We start from the raw sequence: 14779 nt of genomic DNA on the forward strand, positions 1-14779 counted from the left end.
ATTATTATGAATTTTACATTTACTTGGTTCACGTAGGAAATGGCAAAAAAAAGCAGCGTATGATGTACGCTGCTTTTTTATTGGAACAATTAAATGATAGGCTTTGTTTCTTGTTGCTTTAACATATCAGCTTCGGAAGTAGCAACAGAGGCATCATAAGCATCATTTGTTGACGCTTGAATCTCTTCAGCTGTTTTTGGCGCACGGAAAAGATAAGTGGACCTTAGGTTTGTTTCTAAATACTCCGGATCTTTAATCAGTTCACTAAATCCTTCTGGCAATTTAACTTTTGAGTTTGCTTGATAAGCTGCCACTGCTTTTGCATTGTTTTGAGCAAAATCTAGGGCATTTGCGCCGGTGTGAGTATAGTGCTTACGATACTGTAGTACGTTGCGAACTGAACCAAATACAGCACTACGGCGTGTGTGTACTAATTGGTTGATCTTAGGTTCTACCCATGAGCATAAACGCATAACTTTAACCAAGCGATCCAGTTGTGTTGCTACCTGTACCATCTGGCGGCCTTGTGGCGATGAGAACGACACTGAGCGGATTAGTGGTTTAGTGTTGTGTGCGCTAGACAAGTGATAGCTATTACCAGTCTTACTCATAAAGCTTGCATAACGTGCCGAGAAGTCCACATGAAGGCTTTCAATATCGGTTTCAATGATGGAAATCTTATTCTCGATCTTTACCAATACATAGGCAGCAATCGGGCAACCCTGCAAGTAAGCAGGGATGATTTCGTTACGTAACACGTTGTCTAAATGGTGGAAACCTGGAGTAAAACTTTGACCGGTTGAATCATCTCTTGATGTACCATCGAACAATCGGCCAACTTCACTGGTTTCAAAAACTACTTCTAGTTCAGTAACGAAACTCCCTTGTTCTTCACGTTTGCGTGTGCCTTCTTTTGCAGCGGATACCACTGCAAATAGATCACTGCTATTGTTAGCTGAAGCATGCAGCAATTGCTGCAGCGGAGACAGATTTTGATTTGCTTGTTCCATTCTTTAACCTCTTTTCAGCGGCCTTGTATGCCGCGGTGTTTAATTGAATTTGCAAACCTGCTTCGACGATCTGCTGTAAATAATAGGCTTTATCTATCCCTTTCAAGCGATGCTCAATAACCTTGGCAAGCTCGGTGATAGTCATTTCGTTGCGACTGCAGATCTCAGTGATTCGCTCACGAGCTGAGCTCTTATCAGTATCAAGTAATTCGTTGAGTGAAATTGCATCCCAATGCTGTGGAGCGCGTTGTGTACCTTCAGCCGCAAAACCATGTGCAAGGCGTGGAGGTAAACCATAAATTTCACGGCCAAATTCATAAGTGCAGCCAAGGTTGGCCAACCAGCTGTAAAATTCATTCAACTGGTCAACGTGATTGACTACTGTAGAAAAAGCGAGATGCAACTGTTTTGCTACCATCAACATACGTTCTACATCGGTCTTGTAGAGCGAGTGGTCTTTCTCATACAGGGAATAGATCAAATGGGTATCGGCATCAGTATCTTGACGAAGCTGCCTGACCACATTCAAACCAAAACTTCCAACTAGCTTTTTAACATCGGCCAACTTTGTTTTTCCATAACCAAAGTATCTTTGAGCGTGGCGTTGCGTAATTCCGAGCTTGACTGCTTCTTTTGCAATCATATCGGTGCGTGTTTTTTGTTGTGCCGGCACAAGAACTCGGTCCTGGAATGCAGGCGTGAATTTGAAAAACGAATCTTTAAATAGATCGGTATGAAGGCCAATGTGTAGCAACTCGCTATGGTTTAGTGTTTTCAGCTGCTGCAGGAACTCATCTCTAAACCCAGAATGAACGAGAAAACCAATGTTTCCGCGGTGATATTCAGATTGTAAGAACAGCACTAATTTGACAAATAGCTGAGCACTGGTTTCGCAACCGATATATTTACGGTTAGTAAGATGCTTGATGGAATCGGCTTGCCTTGGCGGACAGATAAAAGACTCAAGGTATTTAACGTCAAACTCGACCATATCACTCAGCCTTAATTTGTTAGAAATTAAGGTATCGGTGAAAAAGTGCGGATTGAGTGTCGAAATTAGTTCGGCATTATTGCCCAAGCCGATATTCGTACACATTGCGTTTGCTTCCGCAACATTTCGTTTGTTACATAGCAAGATGATTTCCCAAGAAACATGCTGCATGAATAATTTATATGAAGGACTTACCTTTCTGAGATGTTTGATAGACGTTGGCATTATTATTAGAACCTCAATTGATTAATGAACCGATAGATTTCGGACAGCTCCTTGCTCGATGACAGGATCTCTAAAGGGGACAGCAGCAAGACCATGCCATTGCTGATTTGAATGCCAGAGATCTCGAGTAAGGTTTCGATCGTTGAATAGATAAACTCAGTCACGCCCTCCTTTTCAGGGACAGATTGTTCAGTTTTTTTTAAATATTGGTTATGTAGAACCGCGTAGCCTTCACTGTAGCTAGCTCGTGCTTCTAACATGGTTCGGATTTCACTCACGCTTAATCCGATTTTTATATCGTTTGTAAGTAGGAAGAGACTCGCCCAGAAAGTCACTGCAAGAGGATTAGTATTTAAACCGCACTGCTTATAAGGAAAATTAATTAGTGCCTTGGTCTGACTCTGTTCACAGGGCATAAGCAAATTTATATAGTCGCTAAGTGGCTCAGCAAGAGAGAGCGAAAAACCAATAGCCTTAGTGCAGTTATCCTTGTTCTGTGAAAATGGATTATTTATCGCTTGCCAAGTTCGAATTGCGCTACCTAAATCACCATTAACAACTTGTTCCTGAATCTTTTTGATCGCTGGATAGTCTTTTCTGGAAACCCAGTAAGTTCCGGTATACCCATTGGCCTTGAGTTGCCAGTAATGCATGATTTCGTAGTACCGTGGGCGCTTAAAATCTTCATCAAAGCCATTGTTTACAAGATCAATGGTGGTGGAGATACCGAAAGAAAATGTTCTGGATACCAAGGCAACTGAATACGCCCAAGCATCGAGTCGGTCGAAAGGGTTATCGTGTCCAAGGCTTATATAGTCTTGGTAAATCGAAGATAATTTTTGAATCATATTCGCTGGAGATGATTCAATTCCTATCACCTCATTTATGAGAGAAGTAAATTGTTCGTTTGCTTGATTGTCCATTACTCTGTCGCACTAAGTTGTTTGAACTTTAGGTGTACAGAATGTGATCAACTAAATTATTAGTGTTAGCGACAGCCTCTACGTATAAATAATTTCAGATGGATCTTACATTGGAGTTAATGAAGGATTATTAACTGGTTGGGAATTGGACTATAATTGTTTAAATTCGAACCGAAAATTAAAGGAGTTATAAATTTCAGTGACCTATTCGTTATTTTTCTAGGCTAATAAGAGGTTCGACCTTCACATGTCATATTGCTAGCAAGATTTTGAATCACGCTAGGAAAATCCGTCAAAAAAAGTGCTTTTTACACTGCCACCCCCAAAAACTCCCACCTTGTTACATATACATTCCAGAAAAGTTATTTTGTCCAAAATCCAATAGTCATCACTTAGCCTGAAGATAGGGAAATAACTTGAATAACGAAATCCGCGCTAATGAAGCGCAACGTAAGCTGCAACGACTCTGTTTTCAATCTGGCGACCGCCACCTGATTAATTGGTCAACAGAATATTTTGGTGTCATCGATGGCTTAAGTCGCCATTTACCGTCTGATTTGATTCCATTAGAAGTTGAGTGGCAAGTAAGGTTTGATAATCGGATTGAGCACGATGCCATGAACAGTTCCAAAGAAGAGATAGGCCTTTGTTTACAAGAAACACTCGGAGAAAGTAGTTTAACCCGTCTCTATGTTGAAAATGAAAGTGGTGAGATCTGGAACCCCGCGGTCAAAAGTTTTAACGAATTTGAAAATGGTTCACATCAAATCAAAGTATCGAAATTAAACGAATGCCAATTCGATTTAATGGAGATACTAGGAGGGAGCCATTGAAAAAAATCCTAGCTGGATTGTTCGGCAGCGGCAAGAAGGAAGTGCAAGACACTACAGTTGAACAGCCCAGTCTATATACCGTGCGCAGTTCACAGCAGTTGCTTGAACCACACCTACTGACTCTTGAAAAAATACGCGAATGCACATCATTGAGAGACCGTGATTGGCAATCCATTTATATGCCAATGTTTGAAAATATGGCAATGATGGTCCAATTGCTTCCAGCAAGTGCAGGTCATCACCATAACAAAGCTGGTGGACTGCTTGCGCATACTCTTGAGATAGCCCTTTACGCAGCGAGAGCAAAACGTGCAGTGGTATATAACTCGACTGGTGCAGAAAATGAAGTGAAGTTGCTTCAGCAAGCATTTACCTTTGCATGCATATCCGCTGCAGTAATGCACGATTTAGGTAAGCTCGTGACCGACATCATTGTAGTAGATAAAGACACTGGTAAGCGTTGGAACCCGATATTAGGTCCAATGATGGTTGGTGTGCCATATGCCTTCAAATGGAATAGAGGACACAAGCGGTCTAAGCAAGATCATGAACAGGCTTCAGGGTTGTTAGTTTCTCTTATCATCCCAGCTATAGGCATCAAGTGGTTATCTGATATAGACGACACGCTCTATCGTTTATGGATCTCTTCGATTACTGGGCATGGGGAAGGTTTTGGTGGGGACGTTTATAATGTCGTTCACCGTGCAGATATAGAATCGGCTAAAACTAATTTAAACGCGGAAACACTTGAACTGAGCGACACTGCAGTCAGTAATCAAGGGTTTAATCAGGTGGATGGCGGTGCTCGTTACTTCCATGAGCCATTTATTAAATACTGGTCCAACACATTGAGTGATGGTTCATGGAAATTGAACAAACCCGGCGCTGCAGCCTGGGTAACAGATGATCATGTGTTGATTGTCGCACCTTCACGTTTAGTTGAGACGGTTAATGCTTTACGGTCAACAGTAGATAGAAATCTACCTCAAGATATAGCCACTATAGTTCGCCAGCTACATGATTTACGTGCACTTTCGACGCTTGTCGATGACGCTAAAACCATTTTCAAGTTAGAAATTTACGATCCAGAAGGGATTGGCCAAGCCTCAGAATGGAAAAAAGAACTGAGTTTTATTGCGGTACCAAGAGAACTGGTTGACCCAAACAAGCAACTCGAAAACTTCAAAGGCATGGTTGTAAATAACCTAGATGGCAATTGCATTTGGGATGGCGTTAATGTTGCGCACAATGATACTGCGTTAGAAAAGCCTGACTGTAAGGACGAACAACCCAAGCAACCGGAAAGTGAGGTAGTACATAGTGATAAGCCCACCGAGCCGGCCATAAAACAGAAAGTTGAAACAAAACGGTCAGCTAAGAATATCGATTCTGACAATGTCACAGCAGCTGAAATATCAGAATTAGTTGCCAAACAGATGAATACAAACGTGACACCTCCATCTATGAGTCCTGATATAGCAAGACTGCTTGCGGTACCACACCGCGAAGCCGAAAGTGATCAATCTCGTTCGATTATGGATGAGTGGGCGAATATGGGGAGCCGTTTAGGTGAACCGACCAAGAATGATGGCGACGTAGAACCTAAACCAGATGGTTTTTGGGAATGGTTAATGGTTGAACGTCTAGCAGGTTCGCTAAAAGTAAATCAGTTTGATGCACCGGTGCATATCCTTAATCTCGGGCAAGGTGCACAAGGATTTCTTGTAAGCCCACTTGTGTTTTTCGAATATCTGGAAGCCATTGAGCAACTAGACTCGAAGACGATTGGTACAAATTCACCTCAATTGATCGCTGTTCAAAAGGAGTTTTTTAAATATTCAAAACATAATTCTTGGTTAGGCAGAGATATTGCGAGGTTTTCTGTAAAGAGTAATGCAAAGCGGGCCTCAATAAAAATGCTCAGCGGCGTGATTTTGTCGGTAGATGCAACTAAAGAGCTCTTCGAAGGGCAATATCTCTCCCTTGATATTTCCGATTTCATAGACACTAGGTGATTTGATGACACTCCATGTTTATGACAAACATTCGTATAACTCATTGTATGAATTGAGCGAGCATGATGAGGGGATATTGCGCGATAACCCACGCTCAGATGCAGGGCAAGATTTGCTTTCTAGTTTGAAGTCAGCGAATAGATGGATTGCTTGCGACTGCAAACAGCCGATGGCTTTGATGTATATCCGGTATAAGGATTTTCATTACAGCTTGGTAAATCATTATGAAAAAGGGGTTCATGATCCTAGCCGTTGTCGATTTTTTAGCTCGGTTATGGGTGGGCCTAAGGAAGTGACTAGAGATACTGATGAAGCATTGATTGGCGATGACCGCGAAGATGCATTTTTCATATTTCGGAAATTTGCCCCTGACGAAGAACAAGATAAAGCGAAGGTAAGTAGCAAGGCCAGTCCTTCACTAAAGAAGAGAGATTCGTTTTTACGGATATATGACAACTTGATCGAGTCAACTTATCAGAACTTTTTTCATGGCAAACCAATGTTTAGGTCTCAGCTTGCTATAAACAAGAGGTTGTTTATAGCAAGGGACGCTTCAAGCGAATTCTTTGTAAAGGGAACGAAGAAAAAGCTACTAGATGTTCTTTACGTTGGCAAAAAAGGATATGAAATTGCGGTTAGCGAGTTACTAAAGGCAAAGTCGAATATTGTCGATCGTGAGCGGCCCACAGCAATAGTGTTGCTGCTTGTTGATCAGCTAGAGTTCAATAAAAGGACCAATACATTAGCTTGCGTTTCTTACGATGATGATGGGGTTCCTTCGTTATTGCATCTGAATGACCTCGTAAAACCGCCAGTAATTGAGGCGGATGTTTCATTACCGATGAAGCAATCGTGTATTGTCATTGCCGGCCTAACATTCATAAATAAAGAAGATGAGCTTCCGGTTGTTGGTAAAGTGGCCATACAGCCGATCGTCGGTGAAGGTTCTATTTGTCCAGTTGAAAATGCATACGAGAGATGGTTTGTGCTGGTGGCTAACTCAGTGATATTAGAGTGGAAAAAGCGACTAGGTGAGCAAGAAAAACTATACGTCCAGAAACCATCTTTGATTTCATACGACCCAACACATTCAGAATTTGTTTTGACCCTCAAAACTCAAATTAAGCCGTTGAGGTGCCTCGTGCGGCTAACCACCACAAGTAATGATTTGGTCGATTTACCGGCTGATAGTTTCACTAATACAAAATTTCAATTTGTAGTCACTTATGACGCTCTTGGGTTTAAAGACGATAGAGAAAAATTTGTAAGTGGCTGCATAACGTTATTAAACGAATGCATAAATAGATTGCATTCAATTCAGTATGATAGGGGAGCTTATGAGTTCTAACAGTACTCGGTTATCCGCGGATGTGATAGCCAACTTTTCAAAGAAATTAACGAAGCAACGCACAGTCGAGCAACTTATTGAAAGTATACCGGAGTCATCATTTCAAGCCGTAGCAACTCTCCTGACAAATGCGATTGAAGACAGAAACTCACGTATTGAGATGAAAGCCAAAGAAGAACAGCGAAAAGCAGAGCGTTTAGAATCCATACTAGGAGCTGTTGAATCTGAGATGATTCACAATGGTTTAGATCACACTGACCTTTTAAACAAGTTGGTAAAGCGTGACAAACTATATGCATTCATCGATGAAGGTGGAAAATTGGCAACTTGGCCAGGAAAGGGGCCAACGCCAACGCCATTAAAAAGGTTGATCGAAAAGGGAGCGAGTCTTGAAGATTTCGAAGTAAATATAGGCAATTTCACTTAGTGCCGATTTTAAAAATGCGCCTTTAGAAAGGCGCATTTCTATTTAAACCATTTTTGCCCCAAAGTAAGTTTCGTCTCAGATAGTGCATCAGAGATGGTTCTTGATTTTGCTATACTAAAAATAATCCCAAAAGTGGTGTAAACCGTGTATTAGAGAGTCTGTACTCGTTTATAGGTTTGCAGTGCGGTATTTTCTTGGTGTCTGATTGAACAGCTTTTTAAAAGCCTGTACATAGGATGAATCAGATGCGTACCCCAACTCCATAGCAATTTCCTGTATGCTCATTTTCGAGCTTAATAATGGCAGAGATAAAACCAGCCTTATATTTTGTCGCCACAGAGCAAATGATTGAGAGAACTCTTTCGCACATAATCTGGATAATGTGCGCTCAGATGCTCCGACTTTTTTTGCCCATTCTTTTAACGTAAACGGTAAGTCAGGTTGCTGTTTAAGCTGTAGAAAAATAGATAAAAGGCGTTTGTCCGTAGGGATGAGAAGTGGTATTTCATAACTTATTGCTGACTCGATTTGATCTCGTAAGACCGTTAACAAATGTGCCAAGTTGGATTCCGATTGTGAGAGCGTATCACTTTCAAATAAAAGCAATATCAACTCTTTGAGGAACAAGTTTACCTGACAGGATTTAGGCTCACTTCCATACTGCACATGTTTGTTAGGGTTGAGGTAAATCGCTAAAAATTGTGTGTCTGTAATTGCAACAGATTTATGAATGGTATTGGCGGGGATAAAGAGCATACCATTGTGAGGGACTATTCCACTTTTATCACTAATGTCTGATTGTAACAAACCTTGGCGCGGGAAGACGATTTGGTGCCATGGATGTGAATGGAAATCATCAATATAACCAGAGGCCATGATAGTCGTTTTAGTTATAAATTGTTTATCTGGAAAATCTCTGATTAAATCGTTAGCTTGCATAAATGGCGGCTTATCTATATTAATTGTCAGTTATTATAAATTACGCCAGTTTGTTTTGATATAACATCATCAGTCAATTGTTATCAAAAAACAAAAGGGCCAAATGATGCACATTCACTTTATCATCCATGAACATTTTGAAGCTCCGGGAGCTTATGAGTCTTGGACTAAAACTCACGGCTATACAACTACTTACTCTCGGGTTTATGACGGTGACTCTCTTCCGGAAAAAGTAGATGATATCGATTTTCTGATTGTCATGGGAGGCCCACAAGATCCAGTGACCACTATCGAGCAATGTGCTCATTTCGATGCCAAAGGTGAACAGGCGGTAATTACAAAAGCGATTGATGCAGGAAAAGTCGTACTTGGTATTTGTTTGGGATCTCAACTCATTGGTGAAGCATTAGGTGCCCACTATGCGCATAGCCCTGAACGCGAAATTGGCAAGTTCCCTATCACGCTAACCAAAGACGGCAGTACCCATCCACTGTTTGACCATTTTGGCACCGTTCTGGAAGTGGGCCATTGGCACAACGACATGCCGGGACTGACTCAAGATGCAAAAATCATTGCGTACAGTGAAGGCTGTCCTCGACAAATCGTTGCTTATAGCGATTTGGTGTTTGGTTTTCAGTGTCATATGGAATTGACTAAAGATGTTGTAGCGTTGCTGATAGAAAATGATGATTTCAGCGAGGCAGCAAACTATCGTTTCGTTGATGAGCCTGAAGTACTATTGAATCATGACTATGATGAGATGAACCAAAAGCTACACGATTTTTTGGATAAACTAGCGAAAGCCTATCACGCATAAAGTTAAGTTTCTGGTTGCTTTTTATTTTATCACCGGCTCATTGAGCTGGTTTTTTATAGATAGATAGTTAGTGAGGAAACACATGGACATTGATTTGCAAGCATACATGCCAATATTGGCAATTACTGGAGCGCTTACTCTCGGCGCTATGAGTCCGGGTCCCAGCTTTATCTTTGTTGCCAGACGAGCAATTTCACTTTCAAGACGGCATGGGATTTTTACCGCGTTAGGTATGGGGACGGGAGCATTAGTTCTATCGGTTGCCGCCTTACTCGGATTACAAACGATTTTTAGCCTGATGCCGGTAAGCTATTCAATATTTAAAATTGCAGGCGGATGCTATCTCTTGTTTTTGGCATTTGGAATTGTGAGATCAGCTCGAATCCCGTTACAGTCCATAGATGCTACTCGATGCCAAAACATTTCCTTATTTCCTTCGTACTTACTAGGTTTAGGAACCCAACTCAGCAACCCCAAAACAGCCATCGTATTTGCCAGCGTATTTACAACACTCCTACCGCAAAACATACCTACGTATTTCTATATTGTGGTTCCAATATGCACATTTTTGAATAATGCAGGATGGTATCTTATTGTAGCTTTAGTTTTATCTGCTTCAGGCCCTCGTCAAGCGTACTTAAAATTTAAACAATTTATTGATTATTTGTCTGGGTCAGTGATGGGGGGATTAGGATTGAAATTAATCATCAGTCGCTAACAAATCTCGGCCCCAAAGCGTCTTTCACTGTCATTACGCAACTTGCGTAACGCATGTTGTGAAACGCACGTTGCGTAATCAACTCAAAAGTGCCCCTTTCTTTGTTTACAGCTTTTTACCATTAGCCATGCTTTCATGGTTTTCCACAACAATTCTAATGACTCGGTTGCTCATATACAGAAAAGCCAGCAACATCACGTTGCTGGCTTATCAACCCATCACAATATTTCATGTTTTAACGATGTTTAGTTGTGAACTGAAGTATAAGTTCGTTAATTTCAGCAGGCTTATCGAGTTGTACCCAGTGGGTCGCATCATTTACACACGCAAACTCAAAACTGGCATTTTCACCGATGAAGTGCACAGAGTCTTTCATCTGTTTTTCGCCTAAATAGTGGTCATGTTCAGACCAGATACCTAGGCAAGGTGCTTGAACTAAGCCCAAATCTTCAGCTTTCATCGGGCTTTTTAAATTCAACGCATTGCGATACCAATTCAGCCCAGGGATAATATCGCCACCTGCTTTAAAGACGTCTTTCCAATGCTCCCACTCCGGATGGTTACGCGTCCATTCTCTAAATAGCTTCCACTCATCAGCGGCGAGCAGATCTTGTGCCATCGGCAGTTGGAAGAAAAAGAAATACCATGACATTTCGCGTTGCGCGATATCCGGCATGCTCAACAAGCCAAATGGATGGCCCACAGAAATAGCGGTCAGTGATTTCGTGGCCTGCGGATAAATGCCTGCAAATGCCCAAGAGACAGCCGCGCCCCAGTCGTGCCCAACGATATGCGCTTTTTCGATATCAAGGTGATCGATCACCGCTTTAACATCCGATGCAAGCATGGTGATGTGGTAGTACTGTTTCTCAATCGGTTTAGATGTTTTGCCATAGCCACGCATATCTAACGTAATCACGCGGTAACCCGCATTGACAAAGGGACCGATTTGATGGCGCCAAGCATTGGCAGAATCGGGGAAACCATGCACGAAAACAATCGGTTCACCTTGGCCTTTTTCATAAGCCTGAATAGTGATATCGCCATGTTTAATCTGGAAACTTCTGCCTAACAGTGATGTATTCATGATCATTTACTCTCAATCGTCTCAGGTAGTTGATTTGAACTACCTGAGCGTTGTTGTGAATTATTTGATTACTGCTCAAATTTATCGAAAAGGTTAAGGATCTGAATCGCTTCTTTATCAGAACCTTTGGTCACTTTTGCTTTGCCGTTGGTTAATTCGGTCGCTAGATCTGATTGATTAAGGTAGATTCGAGCCCAAGTCGCGCCATCCATTGACAGTTCGATATCCGGTTTTTGATAGTGCGTTGCAACGTTTTCAACATACTCAGCAACGCCACGACGAACGTGTAAACCGACGTTTTTTTCACCAAAGTTGAATGCCAACATTTTATCTACATTTTCTGATTTTTTAGGGTCGATACGTACACGGTGATAGTTCAGGTATGTATCTGGATCCGCAGCAACCACTTCTACTTTAGGTGGCAGTAGTTTTGGAATTGTCTCCAGTCCCTCTAGAGCACGAGCTTCACTGATAGTAAACGAACGGCCGATAGAGCTAACCGAAATTTGGCCTAGTTTACGTAAAGAATCTGCTTTGAGTTGGCGAGCTTCTTGATTGTTAGGGTCGATTAGGTATACATGGTTAACCAATTGAGCAGACCATGCATACTCTTTGTTATCATACGCATCTTTCGCCGCAGCAATGACTTTGTCTTCGCCTCCCATTAATTTCACTAGGCGTGTCGACTCTTCTTTCTTCGGTAATTGATACAATTTCGTTGCATCACGGTCATACCATCCTAGGCCTTGATAGAAAGTGGCTGGGGTATACCAATTTGATTCACCGTATGACTCTTTGTTGTATGCCGCATCAGCTAGATGCTTTGGTTTGTATACAAAGTAGCGTAATTCATCAGGACCTAAACCTAGAAGAATGCCGCGCAATGCTTGGTCATAAGTCAGTGTAATCATGTCACTGTAATTAATGAGAGTTTCACTCACTTTCTGGGCACCTTTTACTGCACGAGTGTGCGTACTTACTAGGTATTCAGGCTTAAGATCACGCATTAATGTAAGAGCATCACGCCACTCTTGTGGATCGCGATAACTAGCGCCACGCAGTGAATAGAGGTTTACAGTACCAGGCCAGAAGAAATTGTTCATGACCACTTTCTTGCTAGGGATCCATGCTGTGACGCTATAATCATCCGATTTGTAATCGGTGAAAAACTGAATATCAAGGCCTGCGACGTTTACAGTTTCTCCATTTTTAACTGTACGGTTAACAGGTAAAAAAGCAGGTTCTTTAAATTCCAGTTTCCCAGCTAAGCCTGCATCTTTACCCTATGATGGTAAGAAAGTGCTGAACTGAATCGCAGCTCGTGCAGACATAACAGGGCCAAGTTCAGGAATCGTTGCTTTTAACCCGCCACTTTGAAGATTTTCTTTGACAGTGTCATTTAGCTTTTCATGACCAATTATGGTGACTTTGCTAGGGTCATCAACCATGGCTCCACCACCAAGTGCGTAGTGAGAGTGACTATAAATGATCGCTTTAATTGGTTTCTTACTGATTTCTTTTTCAATAATTTCACGTATGTGTTTGCCTTCTTCAGCATAATCGCCCGTGTCGTATACGATTAAACCATCGGGCGCTTCAATCACGGTGGCATTAGCAATAGAAAGTCCACCGACTACCCACACACCGTCAGTCACTTTTTCTACGGTTTTTTCTGTGTAGACATTTTGAGGCATTACCTCAAGTACTTCTGCATTAATTACTGCTCCGTTGGGCGCAGTAACAAGTTTTGCAGAGCCGTCCATGTAGCGGGATGGGTATTCTTGGGCATAAACGGTTCCAGCCGATAGCGCTAACGCTATTAGTGAAAGTGAAAAGATAGGTTTCTTCATATTTCGCTCACTAATCAAGGTGGTAGATATGTATCAATTCAATATGTATATCAGTAGATAACAGTTATTCTTGAATGAGGTTAGCGCAAAACTTACTATTCCCTAAGGGACTTATTTTCAATTCAATATTTCCTATTTGGAATCGAAACATGCACGAAAAAACACTACTTACTAAAGACTTAAACTTACTATTGCTACTATCCACATTGCATGAAGAGAGAAGTACGGCTAGCGCAGCTGAGCGCTTGTTCGTTACGCAATCAGCAGTAAGCAAAGGCCTAAAGAAGTTGCGAGAGCAGCTTAACGACCCGCTTTTTGTTCGAACGAGAGGCAGCTTTGTCCCGACAGAAAGATGTGATGAATTAGTGGGTAAAATTACTCCGATACTCGATGACATCAAGAATGTTTACATCGGTACTTCAGATCAATTCTCAAGGAGTGAATATAGTGGTGAGATTTGTGTTGCTATTAACACAACCATGAACTTTGCGTTTGGTGATGAAGTCTACCGTCAGTTACATGGTGATTTTCCAGACGCAACCATCCGTATTATGAATTGGTCTGATTCGACGGAGCAGCGACTGTTAAACAACAAAATTCAAATTGGTATTAATTACTATCCGATTGATGTATCAAAAGATTTGAACAGTGATGTGATGTTTCAGGAGCAATTTCATCTCATCACACGAAAAAGTCATCCGTTAAGTGACAAAAAGCTAGTGAGTTTAAACGACGTAACGCAACACCCTTTTGTCGTCTCTGTTATCCCAAATTACAGCGCCCAAAAAAGTAAAATTGAATACGTATTAAATAAAATGAAACTCAAGTCAAAAATAGTCCTGCGTAGTGACAATGTTAACCTGTGTCTGGATGTACTGAATCAGTCAGATGCCATTATGCCTATACATAGCTTATTTAAGAATAAAGTTTCTTCCGATTACTCAATACTCGATACTGATTTTGATATGGATATCTACGGAAAGAGTATGTATGTAGCGTTATTCTATACCAGTCAACTCACTACAACTCAGTTGGGCACGGAGGTATTCGGCTCCGTAAAAAAAGCGCTTTATAAGTTAAGGACGAACGGTATTGCTTGATATCTGGGGCAAGCAAGCTTAGATTGGGGCTAACTCTTCGGGACATTAAGCATCCATAGTTGCCACTTTTTCTTTAAGCCATTGCGAAAATGCGCTAAACCTCGGGCGGACTTCATGCCCTTTTGGACATATCAAGTCATAGCCAAATCCTGAAGGTACACGTTTGAATGGCGCAATCAGCTCTCCAGAGTCTAGGTGGGGTTTGATTAAATGGTAGCGTCCCATCGCGATTCCCTGTAGTGGCATAGTGAATTTGGCCACCTGATTAGAGGTGTTAAGATACACCTCATAGCATGACAGGTGAAACTATGATTAAGCGTACCAGACGTACTTTCAGTGCGGAATTTAGACTCGAAGCAGCGCAACTTGTTCTCGACCAAAACTACACCGTTGTTGAAGCCGCAAAAGCCATGGGCGTGGGTAAATCGACAATGGACAAGTGGGTAAGCCGCCCAGAGCTAAGAGAACATTTTGGGTCAGGTAATACATCCAGCGA

15 protein-coding genes and 1 pseudogene are annotated in these 14779 nt (G+C 41.7%); 8 read left to right on the top strand and 8 right to left on the bottom strand.

The features are described 5' to 3' along the window. Positions 1–89: 89 nt before the first annotated feature. Genes BLS03_RS13905 through BLS03_RS13915 form a run of 3 tightly spaced genes read right to left on the bottom strand, consistent with a single transcriptional unit; the run spans position 90 to position 3149 of the window. Positions 90–1010, bottom strand: a complete 921-nt coding sequence (locus BLS03_RS13905; protein ID WP_093275036.1) for an AcaB family transcriptional regulator — start codon at positions 1008–1010, stop codon at positions 90–92. Beyond that, entirely contained in the window at positions 952–2226 is a 1275-nt protein-coding gene (locus tag BLS03_RS13910) for a hypothetical protein (protein WP_143015632.1), read from the bottom strand. The genes BLS03_RS13905 and BLS03_RS13910 overlap by 59 nt, the downstream gene beginning before the upstream one ends. Positions 2227–2231: 5 nt before the next feature. Next, entirely contained in the window at positions 2232–3149 is a 918-nt protein-coding gene (locus BLS03_RS13915; protein WP_093275042.1) for a hypothetical protein, read from the bottom strand. A 416-nt stretch (positions 3150–3565) separates the two neighbouring features. Here BLS03_RS13915 and BLS03_RS13920 point away from each other — a divergent pair, with 416 nt between their 5' ends. From BLS03_RS13920 to BLS03_RS13935, 4 genes are read left to right on the top strand one after another with little or no spacing between them, the layout of a single operon-like run. Next, positions 3566–3982 carry a hypothetical protein gene (locus BLS03_RS13920; protein WP_093275045.1) on the top strand — a complete coding sequence of 139 codons (417 nt, stop codon included), beginning with the start codon at positions 3566–3568 and terminating at the stop codon, positions 3980–3982. Next, positions 3979–5997: a MobH family relaxase gene (mobH, locus tag BLS03_RS13925; protein ID WP_176765597.1), complete on the top strand. Its 2019-nt coding sequence runs from the start codon at positions 3979–3981 to the stop codon at positions 5995–5997. Before BLS03_RS13920 ends, mobH begins: the two co-directional genes overlap by 4 nt. 4 nt (positions 5998–6001) lie before the next feature. Continuing rightward, positions 6002–7345 carry a hypothetical protein gene (locus BLS03_RS13930; RefSeq protein ID WP_093275050.1) on the top strand — a complete coding sequence of 448 codons (1344 nt, stop codon included), beginning with the start codon at positions 6002–6004 and terminating at the stop codon, positions 7343–7345. After that, positions 7335–7772, top strand: a complete 438-nt coding sequence (locus tag BLS03_RS13935; RefSeq protein ID WP_176765598.1) for an H-NS family nucleoid-associated regulatory protein — start codon at positions 7335–7337, stop codon at positions 7770–7772. The genes BLS03_RS13930 and BLS03_RS13935 overlap by 11 nt, the downstream gene beginning before the upstream one ends. Positions 7773–7940: 168 nt before the next feature. On the opposite strand, the gene BLS03_RS13940 is transcribed toward BLS03_RS13935, so the two are convergent. Beyond that, entirely contained in the window at positions 7941–8711 is a 771-nt protein-coding gene (locus BLS03_RS13940) for an AraC family transcriptional regulator (RefSeq protein ID WP_093275055.1), read from the bottom strand. A 106-nt stretch (positions 8712–8817) separates the two neighbouring features. On the opposite strand from BLS03_RS13940, the gene BLS03_RS13945 reads away from it, so the two are divergent. Both BLS03_RS13945 and BLS03_RS13950 read left to right on the top strand, forming a co-directional pair. Beyond that, complete coding sequence (locus tag BLS03_RS13945; protein ID WP_093275057.1) at positions 8818–9528, top strand: type 1 glutamine amidotransferase; 711 nt, start codon at positions 8818–8820, stop codon at positions 9526–9528. 82 nt (positions 9529–9610) lie between these two features. Further along, on the top strand, positions 9611–10246 hold the full coding sequence (locus tag BLS03_RS13950) for a LysE family translocator (protein WP_093275059.1): 636 nt from the start codon (positions 9611–9613) through the stop codon (positions 10244–10246). Positions 10247–10481: 235 nt separating this feature from the next. Here BLS03_RS13950 and BLS03_RS13955 read toward each other — a convergent pair whose 3' ends face one another. From BLS03_RS13955 to BLS03_RS13965, 3 genes are all read right to left on the bottom strand, one after another. Continuing rightward, positions 10482–11333 carry an alpha/beta fold hydrolase gene (locus BLS03_RS13955; RefSeq protein ID WP_176765599.1) on the bottom strand — a complete coding sequence of 284 codons (852 nt, stop codon included), beginning with the start codon at positions 11331–11333 and terminating at the stop codon, positions 10482–10484. A gap of 68 nt (positions 11334–11401) precedes the next feature. Further along, positions 11402–12436 carry an alkyl sulfatase dimerization domain-containing protein gene (locus BLS03_RS13960; protein WP_093275065.1) on the bottom strand — a complete coding sequence of 345 codons (1035 nt, stop codon included), beginning with the start codon at positions 12434–12436 and terminating at the stop codon, positions 11402–11404. Positions 12437–12616: 180 nt separating this feature from the next. Further along, positions 12617–13183 (bottom strand): MBL fold metallo-hydrolase, encoded by a 567-nt coding sequence (locus tag BLS03_RS13965; RefSeq protein ID WP_093275068.1) that lies wholly within the window; start codon positions 13181–13183, stop codon positions 12617–12619. 149 nt (positions 13184–13332) lie between these two features. Here BLS03_RS13965 and BLS03_RS13970 point away from each other — a divergent pair, with 149 nt between their 5' ends. Then, positions 13333–14283, top strand: a complete 951-nt coding sequence (locus BLS03_RS13970) for a LysR family transcriptional regulator (protein WP_093275071.1) — start codon at positions 13333–13335, stop codon at positions 14281–14283. A gap of 45 nt (positions 14284–14328) precedes the next feature. On the opposite strand, the gene BLS03_RS13975 is transcribed toward BLS03_RS13970, so the two are convergent. After that, on the bottom strand, positions 14329–14508 hold the full coding sequence (locus BLS03_RS13975) for a type 2 periplasmic-binding domain-containing protein (protein WP_245696691.1): 180 nt from the start codon (positions 14506–14508) through the stop codon (positions 14329–14331). Positions 14509–14591: 83 nt separating this feature from the next. On the opposite strand from BLS03_RS13975, the pseudogene BLS03_RS25400 reads away from it, so the two are divergent. Next, positions 14592–14744 (top strand): annotated as a pseudogene (locus BLS03_RS25400) (transposase); the annotation flags it as partial. Between the last annotated feature and the right edge of the window lie 35 nt (positions 14745–14779).

Source organism: Vibrio xiamenensis (genome assembly GCF_900100015.1).
GTDB classification, from domain to species: domain Bacteria; phylum Pseudomonadota; class Gammaproteobacteria; order Enterobacterales; family Vibrionaceae; genus Vibrio; species Vibrio xiamenensis.

Excerpts from the sequence above, each read along its gene's own strand:
- BLS03_RS13905 (WP_093275036.1), bottom strand. The coding sequence starts at position 1,010 with ATGGAACAAGCAAATCAAAATCTGTCTCCGCTGCAGCAATTGCTGCAT.
- BLS03_RS13910 (WP_143015632.1), bottom strand. The coding sequence starts at position 2,226 with ATGCCAACGTCTATCAAACATCTCAGAAAGGTAAGTCCTTCATATAAA.
- BLS03_RS13915 (WP_093275042.1), bottom strand. The coding sequence starts at position 3,149 with ATGGACAATCAAGCAAACGAACAATTTACTTCTCTCATAAATGAGGTG.
- BLS03_RS13930 (WP_093275050.1), top strand. The coding sequence starts at position 6,002 with ATGACACTCCATGTTTATGACAAACATTCGTATAACTCATTGTATGAA.
- BLS03_RS13935 (WP_176765598.1), top strand. The coding sequence starts at position 7,335 with ATGAGTTCTAACAGTACTCGGTTATCCGCGGATGTGATAGCCAACTTT.
- BLS03_RS13940 (WP_093275055.1), bottom strand. The coding sequence starts at position 8,711 with ATGCAAGCTAACGATTTAATCAGAGATTTTCCAGATAAACAATTTATA.
- BLS03_RS13945 (WP_093275057.1), top strand. The coding sequence starts at position 8,818 with ATGCACATTCACTTTATCATCCATGAACATTTTGAAGCTCCGGGAGCT.
- BLS03_RS13950 (WP_093275059.1), top strand. The coding sequence starts at position 9,611 with ATGGACATTGATTTGCAAGCATACATGCCAATATTGGCAATTACTGGA.
- BLS03_RS13955 (WP_176765599.1), bottom strand. The coding sequence starts at position 11,333 with ATGAATACATCACTGTTAGGCAGAAGTTTCCAGATTAAACATGGCGAT.
- BLS03_RS13960 (WP_093275065.1), bottom strand. The coding sequence starts at position 12,436 with ATGAACAATTTCTTCTGGCCTGGTACTGTAAACCTCTATTCACTGCGT.
- BLS03_RS13965 (WP_093275068.1), bottom strand. The coding sequence starts at position 13,183 with ATGAAGAAACCTATCTTTTCACTTTCACTAATAGCGTTAGCGCTATCG.
- BLS03_RS13970 (WP_093275071.1), top strand. The coding sequence starts at position 13,333 with ATGCACGAAAAAACACTACTTACTAAAGACTTAAACTTACTATTGCTA.
- BLS03_RS13975 (WP_245696691.1), bottom strand. The coding sequence starts at position 14,508 with ATGGGACGCTACCATTTAATCAAACCCCACCTAGACTCTGGAGAGCTG.